The organism is Neorhizobium sp. T25_27, from assembly GCF_002968565.1.
Taxonomy (GTDB): Bacteria; Pseudomonadota; Alphaproteobacteria; order Rhizobiales; family Rhizobiaceae; genus Neorhizobium; species Neorhizobium tomejilense.
Window position 1 is genome coordinate 299,105 of the sequence record NZ_PVBJ01000001.1, and the last position, 15,429, is coordinate 314,533.

The following is a 15,429-nucleotide window of genomic DNA, read 5'->3' on the forward strand; positions in this document are numbered from 1 at the left end:
TCCCGGCATCGAATCGCTGCATCGCAGCATCCGGCTTATCCGATCAAACTTATTCCCCGAAATATGGCTGACAAGCATGTATTGAATGACTATCTCGTGAGGAACAATTGCTTTGGTGAATGCTTAAGGTCGAACCGGGACTGAAAGATGGCAGCGCAAACGATAAATTCGGCACCCGATGCCGCAGGGCTTGCGGCCCTGATTTCGCGCGCTTCCGAGCAAACCGGCGACGGAAAGCGCGGCCTGCCCCCTGTCGACAAGTGGAATCCACCCTTCTGCGGCGATATCGACATGGAAATCCGTGCCGACGGCACCTGGTTCTACATGGGCACGCCGATCGGTCGCGCACCGCTGGTGCGGCTGTTTTCAACGGTGCTGCGCAGGGACGAGGACGGCAGGACCTACCTCGTAACACCTGTGGAAAAAGTCGGCATCCGGGTCGTGGACGCACCCTTCCTCGCCGTCGAGATGCAGGTGACGCAACGTGAAGGCCGGCAGGTGCTCACGTTCAGGACAAATGTCGGTGATGTAGTCGAGGCAAGCGCGGAACATCCCTTGCGCTTCGAAATCTCGGGCGAAAACCGCGAGCTGAAACCCTATCTCCTGGTGCGTGGCCGGCTGGAGGCGCTCGTTTCCCGCGCGGTCATGTACGATCTCGTGGAACTGGGCGAGGCGATCGTGATAGACGGGGTGCCGATGTTCTCCGTCCGCTCTGGAACGGAGGTCTTTCCCGTGATGCCCAAGGCCGAATTGGACGCCTTATCGCAATGAGTGACTTTCCCATCTTTTCGGCCGGCGATTTCCGTCGCCGGGCGCTGAACCAGAACGGCGGGCCGATCGATCACGCCTGGCGCGATCACGGCGACCATCTGCTCAATCCGACGCTGGTGGATTTCGCCGCGGGGCTGAAGCTGAAGGACGCGGCGGTGCTGGTGCCGGTCGTCGACGACGGCGATGGGGCCAAGGTGATCCTGACGCAGCGGACATCGACGATGCGCAAGCACTCCGGGCAGATCGCCTTTCCGGGCGGCGGGATCGATCCGCAGGATCGGTCTCCCGAACAGGCGGCGTTGCGCGAGGCGGAAGAAGAGATCGGCCTCGACCGTTCCTTCGTCGAAACGCTGTCGCGCCTGCCGACCTATTACGCGGCGACCGGTTTCCGCATCACGCCGGTGCTCTCCGTGGTCAGGCGTGGCTTCGAGATCACGCCCAATCCGGCCGAGGTGGACGACGTCTTCGAGGTGCCGCTGTCCTTCCTGATGAACGAGGCAAACCACCAGCGCAGCAGCCGCGAATGGGACGGCAAGGAGCGGCATTTCTACGTGATGCCCTACGAGGAACGAAACATCTGGGGCATTACAGCGGGCATTCTGCGCACGCTCTATGAAAGGCTTTATGCATGACCAGTGTAGCCGACGAGGCCTGGTTCCGGGACCCGGCGCTGCAGCGCATCTTGACCCTGCTCAATGCCGATGGCGGCGAGGCGCGGGTGGCGGGCGGCGCGGTACGCAATGCGCTGATGGGACTGCCTGTCGCCGATGTCGACATCGCTACCACGCTTCGTCCGGAAAAGGTCGTCGAGCGGGCGGTCGCCGGCGGGATCAAGGCCGTGCCGACCGGTTTCGAGCATGGTACGGTGACGCTGGTCATCGGAGGCCATGGGTTCGAGGTCACCACGTTGCGCCGCGATATCGAGACCGACGGGCGACGGGCCAAGGTCGCTTTCGGTACTGATTGGCAGGTGGACGCCGAACGGCGGGATCTGACGATCAACGCGCTTTATGCGGACGCTCAGGGCGTTGTGATCGACCTTGTGAACGGAATTCCGGATATCGAGACGCGCACCATTCGCTTCATCGGTGATGCGGCCGAGCGGATTACCGAGGACTACCTGCGCATCCTGCGCTTCTTCCGTTTTTTTGCCCACTACGGTTCCGGCCGGCCGGATGCGGATGGCCTGAGGGCCTGCGCCCGCGCCAAGGACAAGCTTTCGACGCTGTCGGCCGAGCGGGTCTGGTCCGAGACAAAGAAACTCCTGTCCGCCGCCGATCCTTCCCGCGCACTGCTGTGGATGCGGCAGGCGGGCGTGCTCACCGAAATTCTGCCCGAGACGGAAAAGTGGGGTATCGACGGCATTCACGGCCTCGTGGCGGCCGAGAAGTCGCTCGGCTGGACGCCCGATCCGACATTGCGGCTGGCGGCGATCGTGCCGCCGGATGCCGAGCGGCTGGATGCACTCGCGAAGCGGCTGAAGATGTCGAATGCGGAGGCTGCGCGGCTCGCTACCTGGGCGAATGCGCCGGTGCCGCCGGACGAGGTGACGGATGTCGGCTTCGACCGGCTGCTCTACCGGCAAGGCGCGGAGGGGCTGGTCATGCGGCTGCGGCTCGCACTTGCCTCTGCGCGAACCGCGGCCGAAGGCGATCCGGCGGCGATGCGTAAATCCGCGCGGCTGTCGGTCTTGCTGAAGAGGGCGGAGAACTACGAGAAGCCGGTCTTTCCGGTCAGTGGTGCCGATATCGTCGCAGCCGGCGTGCCCGCCGGAAAGCGGGTGGGGGAAATTCTGAAGGAACTGGAAGACTTCTGGGTGGAGCGCAACTTCGCCCTCGACCGGGCGGCGCTGACCGCCCGGCTGGAGGATATGATCCGAAGTTCGCTCTGATATCAGGCAACTTGCTGTCCTGACATCGCTTGGAAGTGAAGCCGCGAGCGTTCTGCGGCAGAACGGCTGGCGCCTCGGTACGTCCCAAGCGTCAGGCCGCCTCCGCGCCGTTTTCGTCGCGAATGCGCGCCTTGATGTTCTCGACCATGTTTTCGCGAATGATCTCTTCCCCGTGCACCGTGCGCAGATGCTCCACGGCGCGGCGGACCACTTCGGCGTCCTCGTCGGCACGGGTATGCCACTGGCAACCGGGCACGAGCGTACCGCATTCGAACAGTCGCATGACATTTCCTCCTGTTAGCGTTGGACTGGAGGCGGCGGATATCTCCCATATCCGCCGGCGCCAACCTCGATAACTCGGAAACTACAAGGACCGTTCCCGACGCTTATTCGGAAAACGCCCAGGCGTGGAAGACGGAAGCCTGTTCCTGCCCCTTTTCCCGCGCCGTCTCGTCATTGGCGACCGACTTGCCGGCAAGCTGGCGCCTTACCTGGTCCACATAAAAGGCATGGGGAAGCTCACCGCCGGTTCTCGCGCGCATTTCCGTCGCGAGGCGGTCGATCATATCAGCAGTATCAAGGGAACGGGCGTCCTTGTTCTCAGACGCATCCGGCATTGGCATGCTATTCGGTGCCATCATGGCGTTCCTCCTCCGGTACAACCAAGGGGACGCTACCACCATCGCATCGATTCCGATATCGCATTTGTTAAGGATGAGATATTGGGGCCGGTTTATACCCGAAATCGTTAATTTTGTGAACCTTTATCTAAGGCCACCTTACAACCGGAGGCAGTGACGACAGAATGGACTCGACGTTGCCGCCAGTCTTCAACCCGAAAATAGTGCCCCGGTCGTAGAGCAGGTTGAATTCGACATAGCGGCCGCGGCGGATCAGTTGTTCGTCGCGATCATGCTCCGTCCAGGGTTTGTTGAAATTGGCACGGACGATTTTCGGGTAGACGAGATTGAAGGCCCGGCCGACGTCCTGCACGAAGGCGAAATCCGCATCCCAGCCGCCTTTTTCCTCGGCCGGATGCAGCCAGTCGAAGAAAATGCCTCCGACGCCGCGCGGTTCGTTGCGGTGCTTCAGGAAGAAATACTCGTCGCACCAGGCCTTGTAGCGATCATAGTCGGCGACCGCCTCGTGGCGCTTGCAGGTGATCTCCATGACCCGGTGGAAAAGGGCGCTGTCGGGATCCGTCTGGGTGCGGCGCCGGTCGAGCACCGGCGTGAGATCTGCGCCGCCGCCGAACCACTGGCTCGACGTCACCACCATGCGGGTGTTCATGTGGACGGTCGGCACGTTGGGATTGACCGGGTGGGCGATCAGCGAAATGCCCGACGCCCAGAAGCGCGGGTCTTCATCCGCCCCCGGCATCTGGCTGCGGAAATCGTCGGAGAATTCGCCGTGTACGGTCGAGGTGTGGACGCCGACCTTTTCGAAGACGCGTCCCTCCATCATCGACATTCTGCCGCCGCCGCCGGCACCGCCGTCGCGCAGCCAGTCCTTGGGTTTGAAGCGGCCGGGCTCCTGATCGGAGAGAGGCCCCGTCAGCTCGGCCTCGAGACCTTCCAGCGAGGCGCAGATCGTGTCGCGCAGGCTCTCGAACCAGGCTCTCGCCGCCGCCTTCTTGTCTTCGATGTCCTCAGGCAATCCCTTGGGCAGTACCGGCCGTTCCATGTCTCTATTCCTCTCGCCATCCCCTTGGCGCGATTCGCATTTTTCCGATCGGGGATTAGCATTTCTGGCTTTCGCGAGCCATTCCATCGGTTGTCGCAGGTGGAAAATGAGACTCGCAAAGCATGTCGCTACGCATTATCTTTACCGCATAAACAGGTGCTGATCAGAGGCTTTCATGGCAAAGTTCACACCCCCGCCGCTCGACGGGCTGAAACGCAGGATCGACCGCCACCGGCAGGAAAAAGCCGGCGAGCGCCAGGGCATGTTCGTACGGCAGACCTTCCAGCTCTCGCGGGAAGAGGCCCGCGAAAAGGCGCGCGAATGGTTTCACGAATTTCCGAAGGCAGCCTACTGGACCGAAGTGGAAAGCTGGCGCCAGCTCGAAGGCGACCAGATCGAATTCACCATGCGCAGGTTGCCCACGGCGGATTGATCCGATCCGTTACTTCGGGTCCTCATAGGTGTAGAGCGCACACATTTCGGCGCTGCTCTTCGGCGGATTTTTCCCCGTAAACACGGCGATCGCCGACATTCCCTTGCCCGACGCCCAGTTGGCGACATAGGTCACGTAGCCTGATCCGCAGAGCTGGTTGCCGTTTTCGAGCTCCGGATCGGCCGGTTCCGCGACGCGGTAGACCGATCCCGGCACCCGCCTGCCGTCCACCCGGAAATTATCGGCAACGAGATCGGAGAATTCGAGGGTTTCCTCATTCTCGAAGGTGATGCCGAAGTCATCGAGCCAGACGTCCCCGGTGACGCTCATCGCCGTCTTGCTGACCGCGGTATAGTGCTCGGCCTCCTGGGCGTGGAGGGGCGAGGCCAACAGGATCATGGCGGCAGCGGTGATCGGGTAGCAGAGCAGAAAATTACGCATCGATGTCCCGGGGCTTGGTGTTTATGGCTTTCGGGAGAACGATCTCCGTTGCGGAAACATATGCGATTTCCGAGATTTAGCCCATGGGCTTCGATCGGTTCGGCAAGCGTTTTTCAAAAGATGCTAAACGAAGACGGAGGCTGCTGGTAGCGACCACGCTCAAGCATAAGCCTATCCGTGCAATCAACTGACATTCACCTGCTCTTCCGCCTCCAGCAAGATCGGTCCCGCACCCTTTTCGCCGAGCATGTCGAGCGGGTTTCTGAGCGGGCAGTCCTCCATCGACAGGCAGCCGCAGCCGATGCAGCCGGTCAGGTGGTCGCGGAGCGCCGTGAGGCTGGCGATCCGTGCATCGAGCTGGCGTTTCCAGGTTTCCGAAAGGCGCTGCCAGTCCTTCGCCGTCAGCGGCCGGTCGTGGGGCAGGACGGAGAGCGCGTCGGCGATGTCGGCAAGCGGTATGCCGGTCTTCTGCGCAACCTTGATGACCGCGACCCGGCGCAGCACGACGCGCGGATAACGGCGCTGGTTGCCGCGGTTGCGGCGGCTCTGGATCAGGCCCTTGGTCTCGTAGAAATGCAGGGTGGACACCGCCACGCCGCTGCGTGCCGCGACTTCCCCGACCGTCAGTTCAAGCTCCAGCCGCCCGCCCGGATTTTTCTTCATCATCGCTGTTGACCTCAATATAACTTGAGGTTTTATAGCAGAGGCTTCGTGAAAGAAAACCGGAGCTCGGTTCAATGAAGACGAAAATCGTTCTGCCGCAGCGCCTCGCCGGCGATCATTGCTGCCGACATGGCGACGTTGATGGAGCGCTGGCCTTCGACCATGGGGATGAGGATACGGGCGTCGGCCGCCTCATGCACATGATCAGGCACGCCGGCGCTTTCGCGGCCGAAGAGCAGGATGTCGTCCGGCTGGAATTCGAAGCGGGTATAGGGCAGGGCGGCCCTGGTGGAGGCAAGCACGACGCGCCGGCCGTTCGCCTTGCGCCACTCGTCGAAGCGCTGCCAGTTGACGTGGCGGGCAAGCGTGACGCCCGCCAGATAGTCCATGCCGGAGCGCTTCAGGTTCCGGTCGGAAATGTCGAAGCCGGCCGGTTCGATGATATCGACCGACAGGCCGAGGCAGGCGGCGAGCCGGAGGATCGTGCCGGTATTGCCGGGAATATCCGGCTGGTAAAGGGCGATGCGGAGCCCGCGGGGGATGTCACTCATGCACCGTCCTTACGGGAAACCGAGGCTGCCGCTCAAGCCCTTTCGATGCGCGGCATGGCTGTGACGATCGGGCAACAGAAAAGCTCAGGGTGGCGAGATACGGCGATTTGCCCTTTTCAATTGATGCCCGAGAGGCTACAAGAAACGCGCAACTCAACGCCCACTCAAGGAGGCCCACATGGATATGACCGTGCTCTCGCGCCTCCGCCGCCGGATTTTCCTGTCTCTGGCCTAGGCGTTTCGCGGTTTCTCGCAAACTCTTTCTCTCCTCACTCGTTACGCGGCCGACATCCGGCCTCGCTATCCAGGTTTACGTCGTCCGATTCCGGCCGCCTTGCGTGCTGAACCGGTGCGGCATCCGACTTACGGAGCTTTTTTCATGTTCTCGTGGTTCGAACGGCGCGTTGATCCTTATCCGGACGAAGCGCCCTCACTACCGCCCGCCGGCCTTGCGGCCTTCCTGTGGCACTATACCAAGCCGGTCTGGCCGTGGGTCGTTATCATGTCGACCTGTACGATGCTGATTGCGGTCGGCGAAGTGGCGCTGTTCCAGTTCCTCGGCGATATCGTCGATTGGCTGACCAATGCCGATCGGGCGACCTTCCTTGAAAGCGAAGGGCCGAAACTGTTCTTCATGGCCTTCGTGGTGCTGGTCGCATTGCCGGCGATCGCGACCCTCAATTCGCTGATCATGCATCAGATCCTGATGGGCAATTTCCCGATGATCGCCCGCTGGCAGATGCACCGGTTCCTGCTCCGGCACTCGATGACGTTCTTCGCCAACGAGTTTGCCGGCCGCGTCTCGACCAAGGTGATGCAGACCTCGCTCGCCATCCGCGAAACGGTGATGAAGGTGCTCGACGTATTCGTCTACGTCTTCACCTATTTCGTCTCGATGATCGCCATCGTCGCGGCAGCCGACCTGCGCCTTGCGGTGCCGCTCGTCCTCTGGATCGTCTTCTACTCGATCACGGTCGCCTATTATGTGCCGCGTCTGAGGAAGATTTCGGCGGAACAGGCGGATGCGCGCTCGATGATGACCGGTCGCGTCGTGGACAGCTATACGAACATCGCGACCGTCAAGCTATTCTCGCATGCGGGAAGGGAAGAGGCCTATGCGCAAGACGCGATGGACGTGTTCCTGAAGACCGTACATGCGCAGATGCGCAAGGTGACGGGTTTCCAGGCGCTGGTCTATTTCTACAACTGCGCCGCCCTCTTTACCGTCGGCACGTTGTCGATCTGGTTCTGGCTGGACAGCGCCATCTCGATCGGAGCGATCGCAATCGCGATCGGTCTTGCGATGCGCATCAACGGCATGTCGCAATGGGTGATGTGGGAAGTGTCGGCGCTCTTCGAAAACATCGGCACCGTCTATGACGGCATGTCGATGATGACCAAGGCGCATGACGTGGTGGACCAGAAGGGCGCTTCGACGCTCACCGCGAAAAAGGGCCATATCCGCTACGACAACGTCCACTTCCACTATGGCAAGGGCAAGGGCGTCATCGAAGGCATGACGCTCGATATCCCGGCCGGCCAGAAGGTCGGTCTGGTCGGCCGCTCCGGCGCCGGCAAGACGACGCTGATGAACCTGCTGTTGCGCTTCTACGATCTGGAGGGCGGCAGCATCACCATCGATGGCCAGGACATATCGACGGTGACGCAGGACAGCCTGCGTTCGCTGATCGGCGTGGTCACCCAGGATACCTCGCTGCTGCACCGCTCGATCCGCGACAACATCGCCTACGGCAAGCCGGACGCGACCGATGCGGACATTGTCGAGGCGGCAAAGCGGGCAAACGCCTGGGAGTTCATCGACGGACTTGCCGACATGCAGGGACGCAAGGGTCTCGATGCGCATGTGGGCGAACGAGGCGTGAAGCTTTCCGGCGGGCAGCGGCAGCGCATCGCGATCGCCCGCGTCTTCCTGAAGGACGCGCCGATCCTGGTACTCGACGAGGCGACCTCGGCGCTCGACTCGGAAGTCGAAGCGGCGATCCAGGAGAACCTGTTCGCGCTGATGGAGGGCAAGACGGTGATCGCGATCGCCCACCGGCTGTCGACGCTGACCGAAATGGACCGGCTGATCGTGCTCGATCGCGGCCGGATCATCGAGGCAGGGACGCACCGCGAGCTGGTCGCGACCGGCGGCATCTATGCCGACCTCTGGAACCGCCAGTCCGGCGGCTTCATCGGCCATGAGGATGTGATCGAGGAAGAGGCGGCGGAGTAAGCTCCGCCGCCATCCCATTTTTCGCTCTGAGGTAAGTCCTTTAAGGAATGCTTCCGCGGAATTCAGATTCGGTTTTCGCGAGTGTGCCAGATACGGAGAAGAAAAATCATCTCGCCCTGTATCTCGTATCGCAGCTCGTAGTCACCAATCAAAAGTCGTCGGATTTCACGCGGCGCGAACTCATCCAGCCTTTCACCAAGCCGCGGATGCTGGATGAGTTTCCTGGGTGCTGCAGCCAGGTTTTGAGCCGTGCGGGCCGCCGCGGGTGCGTTCACCACAGCCAGAAAATCATGAAGGCGGTTGAGATCGGACACCGCTTTTGACGACCACTTCAGGTCCATTACAGGGGACGGGGCAGGGGCTTGTCAGTACCCAGGCTGGCAACCCACTTTTGGATCTCCTCCTGATCGACCACGTTTCCCGCATCGACGTCGGCCATTGCCTCCAGCGTCAGCCGCCGCCGCTCCTCTTCCAGCTCGATCCAGTCGGCGAGTGCCTGCTTGACGATCCAGCCCCTTGAACGTTCCAGGCGGGTTGCCAATTCGTCCACTTTCTCAGCCAGCTGAACCGGCACATGTGCAGTCAGAACACGGGTTTCCATGGGAACTCCTTTGGGGCAATCATAATGATTGATATTGATTATGTCCAATGGGCGCGAAGGTCTGCCCGGCAGGCCTTCCACATTAAGAAAATGTAAGCCGCGGCCCGGCCGCTTTCGCTTTGCCGGGCTTAAGAATCCGCCTATATCGGGTCCATGTTGAAATCGGTCTTCCGCACCTTCGAGAGCTTTATCAAGCCGTTTGCGAGGCGGGACGACCTGAAGCCACCCGTCGGCCTTGTCGGCTTCATCTGGTTCTATGTCCGCCAGGCAAAGCTTCCCTTCTTCGCCATGCTGGTGCTCGGCGGGCTTGCCGCCGGCGTCGAGGCAGCGATGTTCTGGTATGTCGGCCGGCTGGTCGATATCCTCGACACGACCCAACCTTCCGAGGGATGGTCTGGGCTGCTCGCCGACCACGGGACCGAACTGGTGGTCATGGCGCTGGTGGTCGGCATCGGCCGCTTCCTGATTGGGCTGATGACGGCGCTGGTCGACCAGCAGATCATCACGCCCGGTTTCTACAACTTGGTGCGCTGGCAGTCGTACATCCACGTATCGCGCCAGTCGCTCTCCTTCTTCCAGAACGATTTCTCCGGCCGCATCGTGACCAAAGTCTGGTCGGCCGGCCAGGCGACCGGCGACGTTCTGACCTCCTTCATGGAAAGCGTCTGGTTCGTCGGTATCTATTCCGTCTCGACCATCGCGCTGGTTGCCGGGCTCGACTGGCGGCTGGCGGTCGTCGTCGTCGCATGGCTTTCGATCTTCGCGGTGCTCGCCAGATATTACGTGCCGCGTATTCGCGAACACTCCAAGGCCTCGGCCGAGGCCGGGTCGATGATCAGCGGCCGCATGGTCGACGCCTATTCGAACATCCAGACGCTTCGGCTGTTCGGCCGCGACGAGGCGAACGACCGCTACATGCTCTCCGGTTTCGAGAGCTTCCAGGACACGATCATCGCGTTCACCCGGCTGTTGACCAGCGTACGCGCCTCCATGGCCTTCCTCTCCGGCACGATGATCGTCACCATGGCGGCGATGAGCGTGCATCTGTGGCTCTCCGGCCTGATCTCGTCCGGTGCCGTCGCCTTCACCATGGCGCTGATGCTGCGGCTGAATTTCCTGCTCGGCCGGCTGATGACGCAGCTCAACGGTATCATGCGCAATATCGGCACCATCCAGAATTCGGCCGAGCTGATCTCGCAGCCGATCGGGCTGGTGGATGCGCCTGATGCAACGCAGCTGGTGGTAAAACGCCCGGAAATCCGCTTCGAGAACGTCAGTTTTCACTACGGCAAGGCGAAGGGCGTCATCGACAATCTGTCGCTCACCATCCGGCCGGGCGAGAAGCTCGGCATCGTCGGGCGTTCCGGCGCCGGCAAGTCGACCCTCGTCAACCTGCTCCTGCGGTTCTACGATCTCGAAGGTGGCCGCATCCTGATCGACGGGCAGGATATCGCCAGGGCGACACAGGAATCGCTGCGCGCCCAGATCGGCATGGTGACGCAGGACACCTCGCTGCTGCACCGCTCGATCCGCGACAATATCCTGTTCGGCCGGCCGGATGCGACGGAGGCGCAGCTTATCGAGGCGGCGCGCAAGGCTGAAGCCGACACGTTCATCGCGGCTCTCGAAGACCAGCGCGGTCGCAAGGGTTTCGACGCGCATGTGGGCGAGCGCGGCGTCAAGCTTTCCGGCGGCCAGCGCCAGCGCGTGGCGATCGCCCGCGTGATGATCAAGGATGCGCCGATCCTGGTGCTCGACGAGGCCACCTCGGCACTCGACTCGGAGGTAGAAGCGGCGATCCAGTCGAACCTGGAGCGGCTGATGCAGGGCAAGACCGTGCTCGCCATCGCCCACCGGCTGTCGACCATCGCAGCCCTCGATCGCCTCATCGTCATGGACAAGGGCCGGATCATCGAGGACGGCACGCACAACGAACTGATTGCGCGGGGAGGGCTCTATTCGGAGCTCTGGGCAAGGCAGTCCGGCGGTTTCCTTGCCGCGGACGCAGCCCAATAGCGCTGCGGCTCACTGTCCGGTAACGGCGATCTCGGCGATCAGCCCGAAGTGGTTGGAGCCGTGCGGCTGGGGAATGCGGGTCAGCGACTTTATCTTGAGCGGTGCCCGCGCATAGACATGGTCGATCGGCACGCCGAACGCGCCCGCCCGGATCGGCCAGGTGGCGGGCTCGAAGCCGGCAGTCGTCAGGTCGGCATTGCGGAGGAACCGGCGCATGTTCGGCGCCAGGCTCGAGGCGTTGAAATCGCCCGAGAGCAGTAGAGGGCCGCTCGTCTCGCTGATCGCGAGGGCGGCGCGGGTCAGTTCCACGGAGTGGAAATTGTCGAAATACGGCTTGGTCGTATGCATGCCGACGAAATGGATCGTTTGGCCGCGGACGGTCACCTTGGCGAGGATGAAGCGATCCGGAAAGATCTCGCTGAGCGATTGTACCGTCGGCGCTTCGATCGGCACCTTCGATAGCATGAGCTGGTCGCAATCCTCGATCAGCAGACCGCAACCCACCCGGTAGGGATAGGTTTTCGCCAGCTCGTCCATATAGACCCTGAGCGGGGCGGCTTCCATGACGTTGACCAGGTCGGCGCCGGACGACCGGATCGTTTCGACGATGTCTTCCGCATTGGCGAAATTGTCGTTGAGGATGTTGAAGGACATCAGCCTGATGGTCGGTGCATCCACCTCTGCCGGTGTCATCGGCGCGGCGAAGTCGCGGCTCATCAGTACCGCGTGGCCGACAAAAAGGAGTGTGGCGGCGAACAACAGCCAGACCAGGAAGTGGCGCTTGACGACAAGGGCCACGACCATGGCGGCCACGCAGCCGAGTGCCGCGTGCAGCTGCAGGCTGTAAAGCGTTCCCAAAAGCCAGTGGGGGTGTATGTAACGCGTCCCGATCGCCATCAGAACAAGCGACACGATGACGCAGATGGCAACCGATAGTGTTTGTCTCATTCGGGTATGTCCGGGACGGCCGCCTTCTGTCGTGGGCTTGGCCTAACATGAGGCCCGATTTGTTGCAATGCGGTGCCCGGCAGGGGAGTTAACGGGAAGTGCGCCATCCCCGCTGTTTCGCTTGAAAAACCCCTGATTTTTCTGGGTCCAACAGGCCGTTGCAGACCTTGTTTCTCAGGCCTGTGCTCTGCCTGTCACGCTGGTCCGGAACCCTCCGGGTTTTCCGGCGACAAACTGGTCGGCACCCCTTGCCAAGGCTGGACATATTTTGCGATCAAGCATAGAACGCGCCGGATTGCTGGGGAATCTATGGTCGAATTGTGTTCAACTGAGATTCGCCCGGACGGGGGCAGAGCGGTTTCCGCGAATTGCGTGAGAAGGATGATTGAGCCGTGAGCGAGCACGACACACATAGCGAAATACCGGGCGAGCCCACTCGCCGTGATTTCCTTTACCTGACCACCGGCATGGCCGGCGCTGTCGGCGCTGTCTCGGTTGCCTGGCCTTTCATCGACCAGATGCGCCCCGACGCCTCGACGCTGGCGCTCGCCTCCATCGAAGTGAATGTCGGCGCTCTCCAGCCGGGCATGTCGCTGACCGTCAAGTGGCGCGGCAAGCCTGTCTTCATTCGCAACCGTACGCCGAAGGAAGTGGAAGAGGCGAATGCCGTAGCGCTGGCGGATCTCAAGGATCCTGTCGCCCGCAACGCCAATCTGCCGGCCGACGCACAGGCAAGCGATATCGATCGTTCCGCCGGCCAGGGCAAGGAAAACTGGATCGTGATGATCGGTTCCTGCACCCATCTCGGCTGCGTTCCGCTCGGCCAGTCCGGCGATTTCGGCGGATGGTTCTGTCCGTGCCACGGCTCTCACTACGATACGGCGGGCCGTATCCGTAAGGGCCCGGCGCCGGAGAACCTCGCCATTCCGACTTTTGCATTTGCGTCCGACACAGTGATCAGGATCGGGTGAGGGGATAATATTTATGAGCGGTCATTCCACATACCAGCCATCGACCGGCATCGAAAAGTGGATCGATTCGCGGCTTCCGCTGCCGCGCATGATCCATGACAGCTTCGTCTCCTACCCCGTTCCCCGTAATCTGAACTATGCCTACACGTTCGGCGCCATGCTGTCGGTCATGCTGATCGTGCAGATCATCACCGGCGTGGTGCTCGCCATGCATTACACCGCTTCGACCGGCATCGCCTTCGACTCGGTCGAAAAGATCATGCGCGACGTGAACCATGGCTGGTTGCTGCGCTACATGCATGCCAACGGCGCCTCGTTCTTCTTCGTCGCCGTCTACCTGCATATCGCCCGTGGCCTCTATTACGGCTCCTACAAGGCACCCCGCGAAATCCTCTGGATCCTCGGCGTGGTGATCTACCTCCTGATGATGGCGACCGGCTTCATGGGCTACGTTCTGCCCTGGGGTCAGATGTCCTTCTGGGGCGCGACCGTCATCACCGGCTTCTTCTCGGCCTTCCCGCTGGTCGGCGAATGGATCCAGCAGTTCCTGCTCGGCGGCTTCGCCGTCGACCAGCCGACGCTGAACCGCTTCTTCTCGCTGCACTACCTGCTACCCTTCATGATCGCCGGCGTCGTCGTCCTGCACATCTGGGCCCTGCACGTCACCGGCCAGACCAACCCGACCGGCGTCGAGGTGAAGACCAAGACCGACACCGTCGCCTTCACGCCCTATGCGACGATGAAGGATGCGCTCGGCGTCTCCGTCTTCCTGATCGTCTATGCCTGGTTCATCTTCTACATGCCGAACTACCTCGGCCACCCGGACAACTATATCCCGGCCGACGCCTTGAAGACCCCCGCTCACATCGTTCCGGAATGGTACTACCTGCCGTTCTACGCCATGCTGCGCGCGATCACCTTCAACGTCCTCTTCATCGACTCCAAGCTTGGCGGCGTTCTGGTGATGTTCGGTTCGATCCTCATCCTGTTCTTCCTGCCCTGGCTCGACACGTCGAAGGTCCGTTCCGCCGTCTATCGTCCCTGGTACAAGCTGTTCTTCTGGCTGTTCGTCGCCAATGCGATCATGCTCGGCTGGCTCGGTTCCCAGCCCGCGGAAGGCATCTTCACAGCACTGTCGCAGATCGGCACGCTGTATTACTTCGGCTTCTTCCTCGTGATCATGCCGCTTCTCGGCCTGTTCGAAACGCCGAGGCGCATTCCGAACTCCATCACGGAAGCGGTTCTTGAGAAAAAGAACGGCAAATCCGCCGAAGCCCGCGCCTGACGCCTGCGACCGAGAGGGATTAGAATTATGAACAAGCTTGTTACAAGCCTCGTCTCGCTGGCCTTTCTGGCGGGAATGAGCGTTGCCTCGGCCGTTGCGCAGGAAAATCACGCTGCGGCCCCGGCCGCGGAGCATGCGGAAACGCCGCATTTTCCGATCCACCATCCCAAGGAAACCGACTGGAGCTTCGCGGGTCCGTTCGGCCATTATGACAAGGGCCAGCTCCAGCGCGGGCTGAAGGTCTATACTGAAGTCTGTTCCGCCTGCCACTCGATGCGTCTGGTCTCCTTCCGCACCCTGGAGGACCTCGGTTATTCGGAAGCCCAGGTGAAGGCTTTCGCCGCCAACTACAAGGTTCAGGACGGCCCGAACGACGAAGGCGAGATGTTCGAACGCACCGCCGTTCCGTCCGACCAGTTCCCTTCGCCCTTCCCGAACACCCAGGCTGCCGCTGCCGCCAACAACGGCGCAGCACCGCCGGACATGTCGCTGATCGCCAAGGCCCGCGGCGTGACCCGCGGCTTTCCGCAGTTCGTCATCGACATATTCACCCAGTACCAGGAAGGCGGACCGGACTACATCCATTCGCTGCTGACCGGCTACGAGCAGCCGCCGGCCGGCGTCGAGGTTGCTCCGGGTACCCATTACAATCCGTATTTCGCCGGCGCCGCCGCGCTCGCCATGGCTCCGCCGCTCAGCGCCGACCAGGTGACCTATGACGACGGCGCGCCGCAGACGGTCGATCAGTATGCCAAGGATGTCTCGGCCTTCCTGATGTGGGCTGCCGAGCCTCATCTCGAAGATCGCAAGCGCACCGGTTTCATGGTGATGATCTTCCTGGTGATCTTCACGGGCCTGATTTACCTGACCAAGAAGTCGGTCTATGCCAGCAAGGAACACTGAGGTTTTACCTCGTGATTGCGAAAAGGCGGCCTGCGG

The 15,429-nt window shown here is 61.7% G+C and carries 18 protein-coding genes; 9 read left to right on the forward strand and 9 right to left on the reverse strand.

All coding sequences use genetic code 11. The annotated features are described in order from the left end of the window. Positions 1–147 precede the first annotated feature (147 nt). Genes C5J24_RS01550 through C5J24_RS01560 form a run of 3 tightly spaced genes read left to right on the forward strand, consistent with a single transcriptional unit; the run spans position 148 to position 2,662 of the window. Positions 148–771, forward strand: a complete 624-nt coding sequence (locus C5J24_RS01550) for a DUF1285 domain-containing protein (RefSeq protein ID WP_105415095.1) — start codon at positions 148–150, stop codon at positions 769–771. Beyond that, positions 768–1,403, forward strand: coding sequence for a CoA pyrophosphatase (locus C5J24_RS01555; RefSeq protein ID WP_105415097.1), 636 nt, complete (start codon positions 768–770; stop codon positions 1,401–1,403). The genes C5J24_RS01550 and C5J24_RS01555 overlap by 4 nt, the downstream gene beginning before the upstream one ends. Further along, positions 1,400–2,662, forward strand: coding sequence for a CCA tRNA nucleotidyltransferase (locus C5J24_RS01560; protein ID WP_105415099.1), 1,263 nt, complete (start codon positions 1,400–1,402; stop codon positions 2,660–2,662). The genes C5J24_RS01555 and C5J24_RS01560 overlap by 4 nt, the downstream gene beginning before the upstream one ends. Before the next feature lie 91 nt (positions 2,663–2,753). Here the strand turns inward: C5J24_RS01560 and C5J24_RS01565 are convergent, their stop codons facing one another. From C5J24_RS01565 to hemF, 3 genes are all read right to left on the reverse strand, one after another. After that, positions 2,754–2,945: a DUF1059 domain-containing protein gene (locus C5J24_RS01565; RefSeq protein WP_105400492.1), complete on the reverse strand. Its 192-nt coding sequence runs from the start codon at positions 2,943–2,945 to the stop codon at positions 2,754–2,756. A gap of 103 nt (positions 2,946–3,048) precedes the next feature. Continuing rightward, positions 3,049–3,303: a hypothetical protein gene (locus tag C5J24_RS01570; protein ID WP_245446483.1), complete on the reverse strand. Its 255-nt coding sequence runs from the start codon at positions 3,301–3,303 to the stop codon at positions 3,049–3,051. A gap of 127 nt (positions 3,304–3,430) precedes the next feature. Further along, on the reverse strand, positions 3,431–4,345 hold the full coding sequence (gene hemF / locus C5J24_RS01575) for an oxygen-dependent coproporphyrinogen oxidase (protein ID WP_105415101.1): 915 nt from the start codon (positions 4,343–4,345) through the stop codon (positions 3,431–3,433). A gap of 175 nt (positions 4,346–4,520) precedes the next feature. Here hemF and C5J24_RS01580 point away from each other — a divergent pair, with 175 nt between their 5' ends. Continuing rightward, the gene (locus tag C5J24_RS01580; protein ID WP_037076370.1) at positions 4,521–4,778 is read left to right on the forward strand and encodes a hypothetical protein; all 258 of its coding nucleotides are present in this window, start codon (positions 4,521–4,523) and stop codon (positions 4,776–4,778) included. Between the two features lie 9 nt (positions 4,779–4,787). Here the strand turns inward: C5J24_RS01580 and C5J24_RS01585 are convergent, their stop codons facing one another. The 3 genes from C5J24_RS01585 to C5J24_RS01595 form a co-directional block, all read right to left on the reverse strand. Continuing rightward, positions 4,788–5,219, reverse strand: coding sequence for a hypothetical protein (locus C5J24_RS01585; RefSeq protein ID WP_105415103.1), 432 nt, complete (start codon positions 5,217–5,219; stop codon positions 4,788–4,790). Between the two features lie 183 nt (positions 5,220–5,402). Then, on the reverse strand, positions 5,403–5,882 hold the full coding sequence (soxR, locus tag C5J24_RS01590) for a redox-sensitive transcriptional activator SoxR (RefSeq protein WP_105416552.1): 480 nt from the start codon (positions 5,880–5,882) through the stop codon (positions 5,403–5,405). A gap of 71 nt (positions 5,883–5,953) precedes the next feature. After that, entirely contained in the window at positions 5,954–6,433 is a 480-nt protein-coding gene (locus tag C5J24_RS01595) for a tRNA (cytidine(34)-2'-O)-methyltransferase (RefSeq protein WP_105400496.1), read from the reverse strand. 379 nt (positions 6,434–6,812) lie between these two features. On the opposite strand from C5J24_RS01595, the gene C5J24_RS01600 reads away from it, so the two are divergent. Next, positions 6,813–8,669 carry an ABC transporter ATP-binding protein gene (locus C5J24_RS01600; RefSeq protein WP_105415105.1) on the forward strand — a complete coding sequence of 619 codons (1,857 nt, stop codon included), beginning with the start codon at positions 6,813–6,815 and terminating at the stop codon, positions 8,667–8,669. A gap of 62 nt (positions 8,670–8,731) precedes the next feature. Here the strand turns inward: C5J24_RS01600 and C5J24_RS01605 are convergent, their stop codons facing one another. Both C5J24_RS01605 and C5J24_RS01610 read right to left on the reverse strand, forming a co-directional pair. Continuing rightward, positions 8,732–9,010 carry a type II toxin-antitoxin system RelE/ParE family toxin gene (locus tag C5J24_RS01605; RefSeq protein ID WP_105415107.1) on the reverse strand — a complete coding sequence of 93 codons (279 nt, stop codon included), beginning with the start codon at positions 9,008–9,010 and terminating at the stop codon, positions 8,732–8,734. Continuing rightward, positions 9,010–9,270 (reverse strand): CopG family ribbon-helix-helix protein, encoded by a 261-nt coding sequence (locus tag C5J24_RS01610; protein ID WP_105415109.1) that lies wholly within the window; start codon positions 9,268–9,270, stop codon positions 9,010–9,012. The genes C5J24_RS01605 and C5J24_RS01610 overlap by 1 nt, the downstream gene beginning before the upstream one ends. Positions 9,271–9,423: 153 nt before the next feature. On the opposite strand from C5J24_RS01610, the gene C5J24_RS01615 reads away from it, so the two are divergent. After that, on the forward strand, positions 9,424–11,286 hold the full coding sequence (locus C5J24_RS01615; RefSeq protein ID WP_105415111.1) for an ABC transporter ATP-binding protein: 1,863 nt from the start codon (positions 9,424–9,426) through the stop codon (positions 11,284–11,286). Between the two features lie 9 nt (positions 11,287–11,295). Here the strand turns inward: C5J24_RS01615 and C5J24_RS01620 are convergent, their stop codons facing one another. Beyond that, positions 11,296–12,234 (reverse strand): endonuclease/exonuclease/phosphatase family protein, encoded by a 939-nt coding sequence (locus C5J24_RS01620; protein ID WP_172723812.1) that lies wholly within the window; start codon positions 12,232–12,234, stop codon positions 11,296–11,298. A 392-nt stretch (positions 12,235–12,626) separates the two neighbouring features. Between C5J24_RS01620 and petA the strand changes: the two genes are divergently transcribed. The 3 genes from petA to C5J24_RS01635 are packed head-to-tail and all read left to right on the forward strand — an operon-like array spanning position 12,627 to position 15,393. Beyond that, on the forward strand, positions 12,627–13,205 hold the full coding sequence (petA, locus tag C5J24_RS01625; protein WP_105400502.1) for a ubiquinol-cytochrome c reductase iron-sulfur subunit: 579 nt from the start codon (positions 12,627–12,629) through the stop codon (positions 13,203–13,205). A gap of 13 nt (positions 13,206–13,218) precedes the next feature. Then, positions 13,219–14,490, forward strand: a complete 1,272-nt coding sequence (locus C5J24_RS01630) for a cytochrome b N-terminal domain-containing protein (protein ID WP_105400503.1) — start codon at positions 13,219–13,221, stop codon at positions 14,488–14,490. A 27-nt stretch (positions 14,491–14,517) separates the two neighbouring features. Further along, positions 14,518–15,393, forward strand: a complete 876-nt coding sequence (locus C5J24_RS01635; protein ID WP_105415115.1) for a cytochrome c1 — start codon at positions 14,518–14,520, stop codon at positions 15,391–15,393. The last annotated feature ends 36 nt before the right edge of the window (positions 15,394–15,429 follow it).

Coding starts and splice junctions, on each gene's coding strand:
- C5J24_RS01550 (WP_105415095.1), top strand. CDS start 148: ATGGCAGCGCAAACGATAAATTCGGCACCCGATGCCGCAGGGCTTGCG.
- C5J24_RS01555 (WP_105415097.1), top strand. CDS start 768: ATGAGTGACTTTCCCATCTTTTCGGCCGGCGATTTCCGTCGCCGGGCG.
- C5J24_RS01560 (WP_105415099.1), top strand. CDS start 1,400: ATGACCAGTGTAGCCGACGAGGCCTGGTTCCGGGACCCGGCGCTGCAG.
- C5J24_RS01565 (WP_105400492.1), bottom strand. CDS start 2,945: ATGCGACTGTTCGAATGCGGTACGCTCGTGCCCGGTTGCCAGTGGCAT.
- C5J24_RS01570 (WP_245446483.1), bottom strand. CDS start 3,303: ATGATGGCACCGAATAGCATGCCAATGCCGGATGCGTCTGAGAACAAG.
- hemF (WP_105415101.1), bottom strand. CDS start 4,345: ATGGAACGGCCGGTACTGCCCAAGGGATTGCCTGAGGACATCGAAGAC.
- C5J24_RS01580 (WP_037076370.1), top strand. CDS start 4,521: ATGGCAAAGTTCACACCCCCGCCGCTCGACGGGCTGAAACGCAGGATC.
- C5J24_RS01585 (WP_105415103.1), bottom strand. CDS start 5,219: ATGCGTAATTTTCTGCTCTGCTACCCGATCACCGCTGCCGCCATGATC.
- soxR (WP_105416552.1), bottom strand. CDS start 5,882: ATGAAGAAAAATCCGGGCGGGCGGCTGGAGCTTGAACTGACGGTCGGG.
- C5J24_RS01595 (WP_105400496.1), bottom strand. CDS start 6,433: ATGAGTGACATCCCCCGCGGGCTCCGCATCGCCCTTTACCAGCCGGAT.
- C5J24_RS01600 (WP_105415105.1), top strand. CDS start 6,813: ATGTTCTCGTGGTTCGAACGGCGCGTTGATCCTTATCCGGACGAAGCG.
- C5J24_RS01605 (WP_105415107.1), bottom strand. CDS start 9,010: ATGGACCTGAAGTGGTCGTCAAAAGCGGTGTCCGATCTCAACCGCCTT.
- C5J24_RS01610 (WP_105415109.1), bottom strand. CDS start 9,270: ATGGAAACCCGTGTTCTGACTGCACATGTGCCGGTTCAGCTGGCTGAG.
- C5J24_RS01615 (WP_105415111.1), top strand. CDS start 9,424: ATGTTGAAATCGGTCTTCCGCACCTTCGAGAGCTTTATCAAGCCGTTT.
- C5J24_RS01620 (WP_172723812.1), bottom strand. CDS start 12,234: ATGAGACAAACACTATCGGTTGCCATCTGCGTCATCGTGTCGCTTGTT.
- C5J24_RS01630 (WP_105400503.1), top strand. CDS start 13,219: ATGAGCGGTCATTCCACATACCAGCCATCGACCGGCATCGAAAAGTGG.
- C5J24_RS01635 (WP_105415115.1), top strand. CDS start 14,518: ATGAACAAGCTTGTTACAAGCCTCGTCTCGCTGGCCTTTCTGGCGGGA.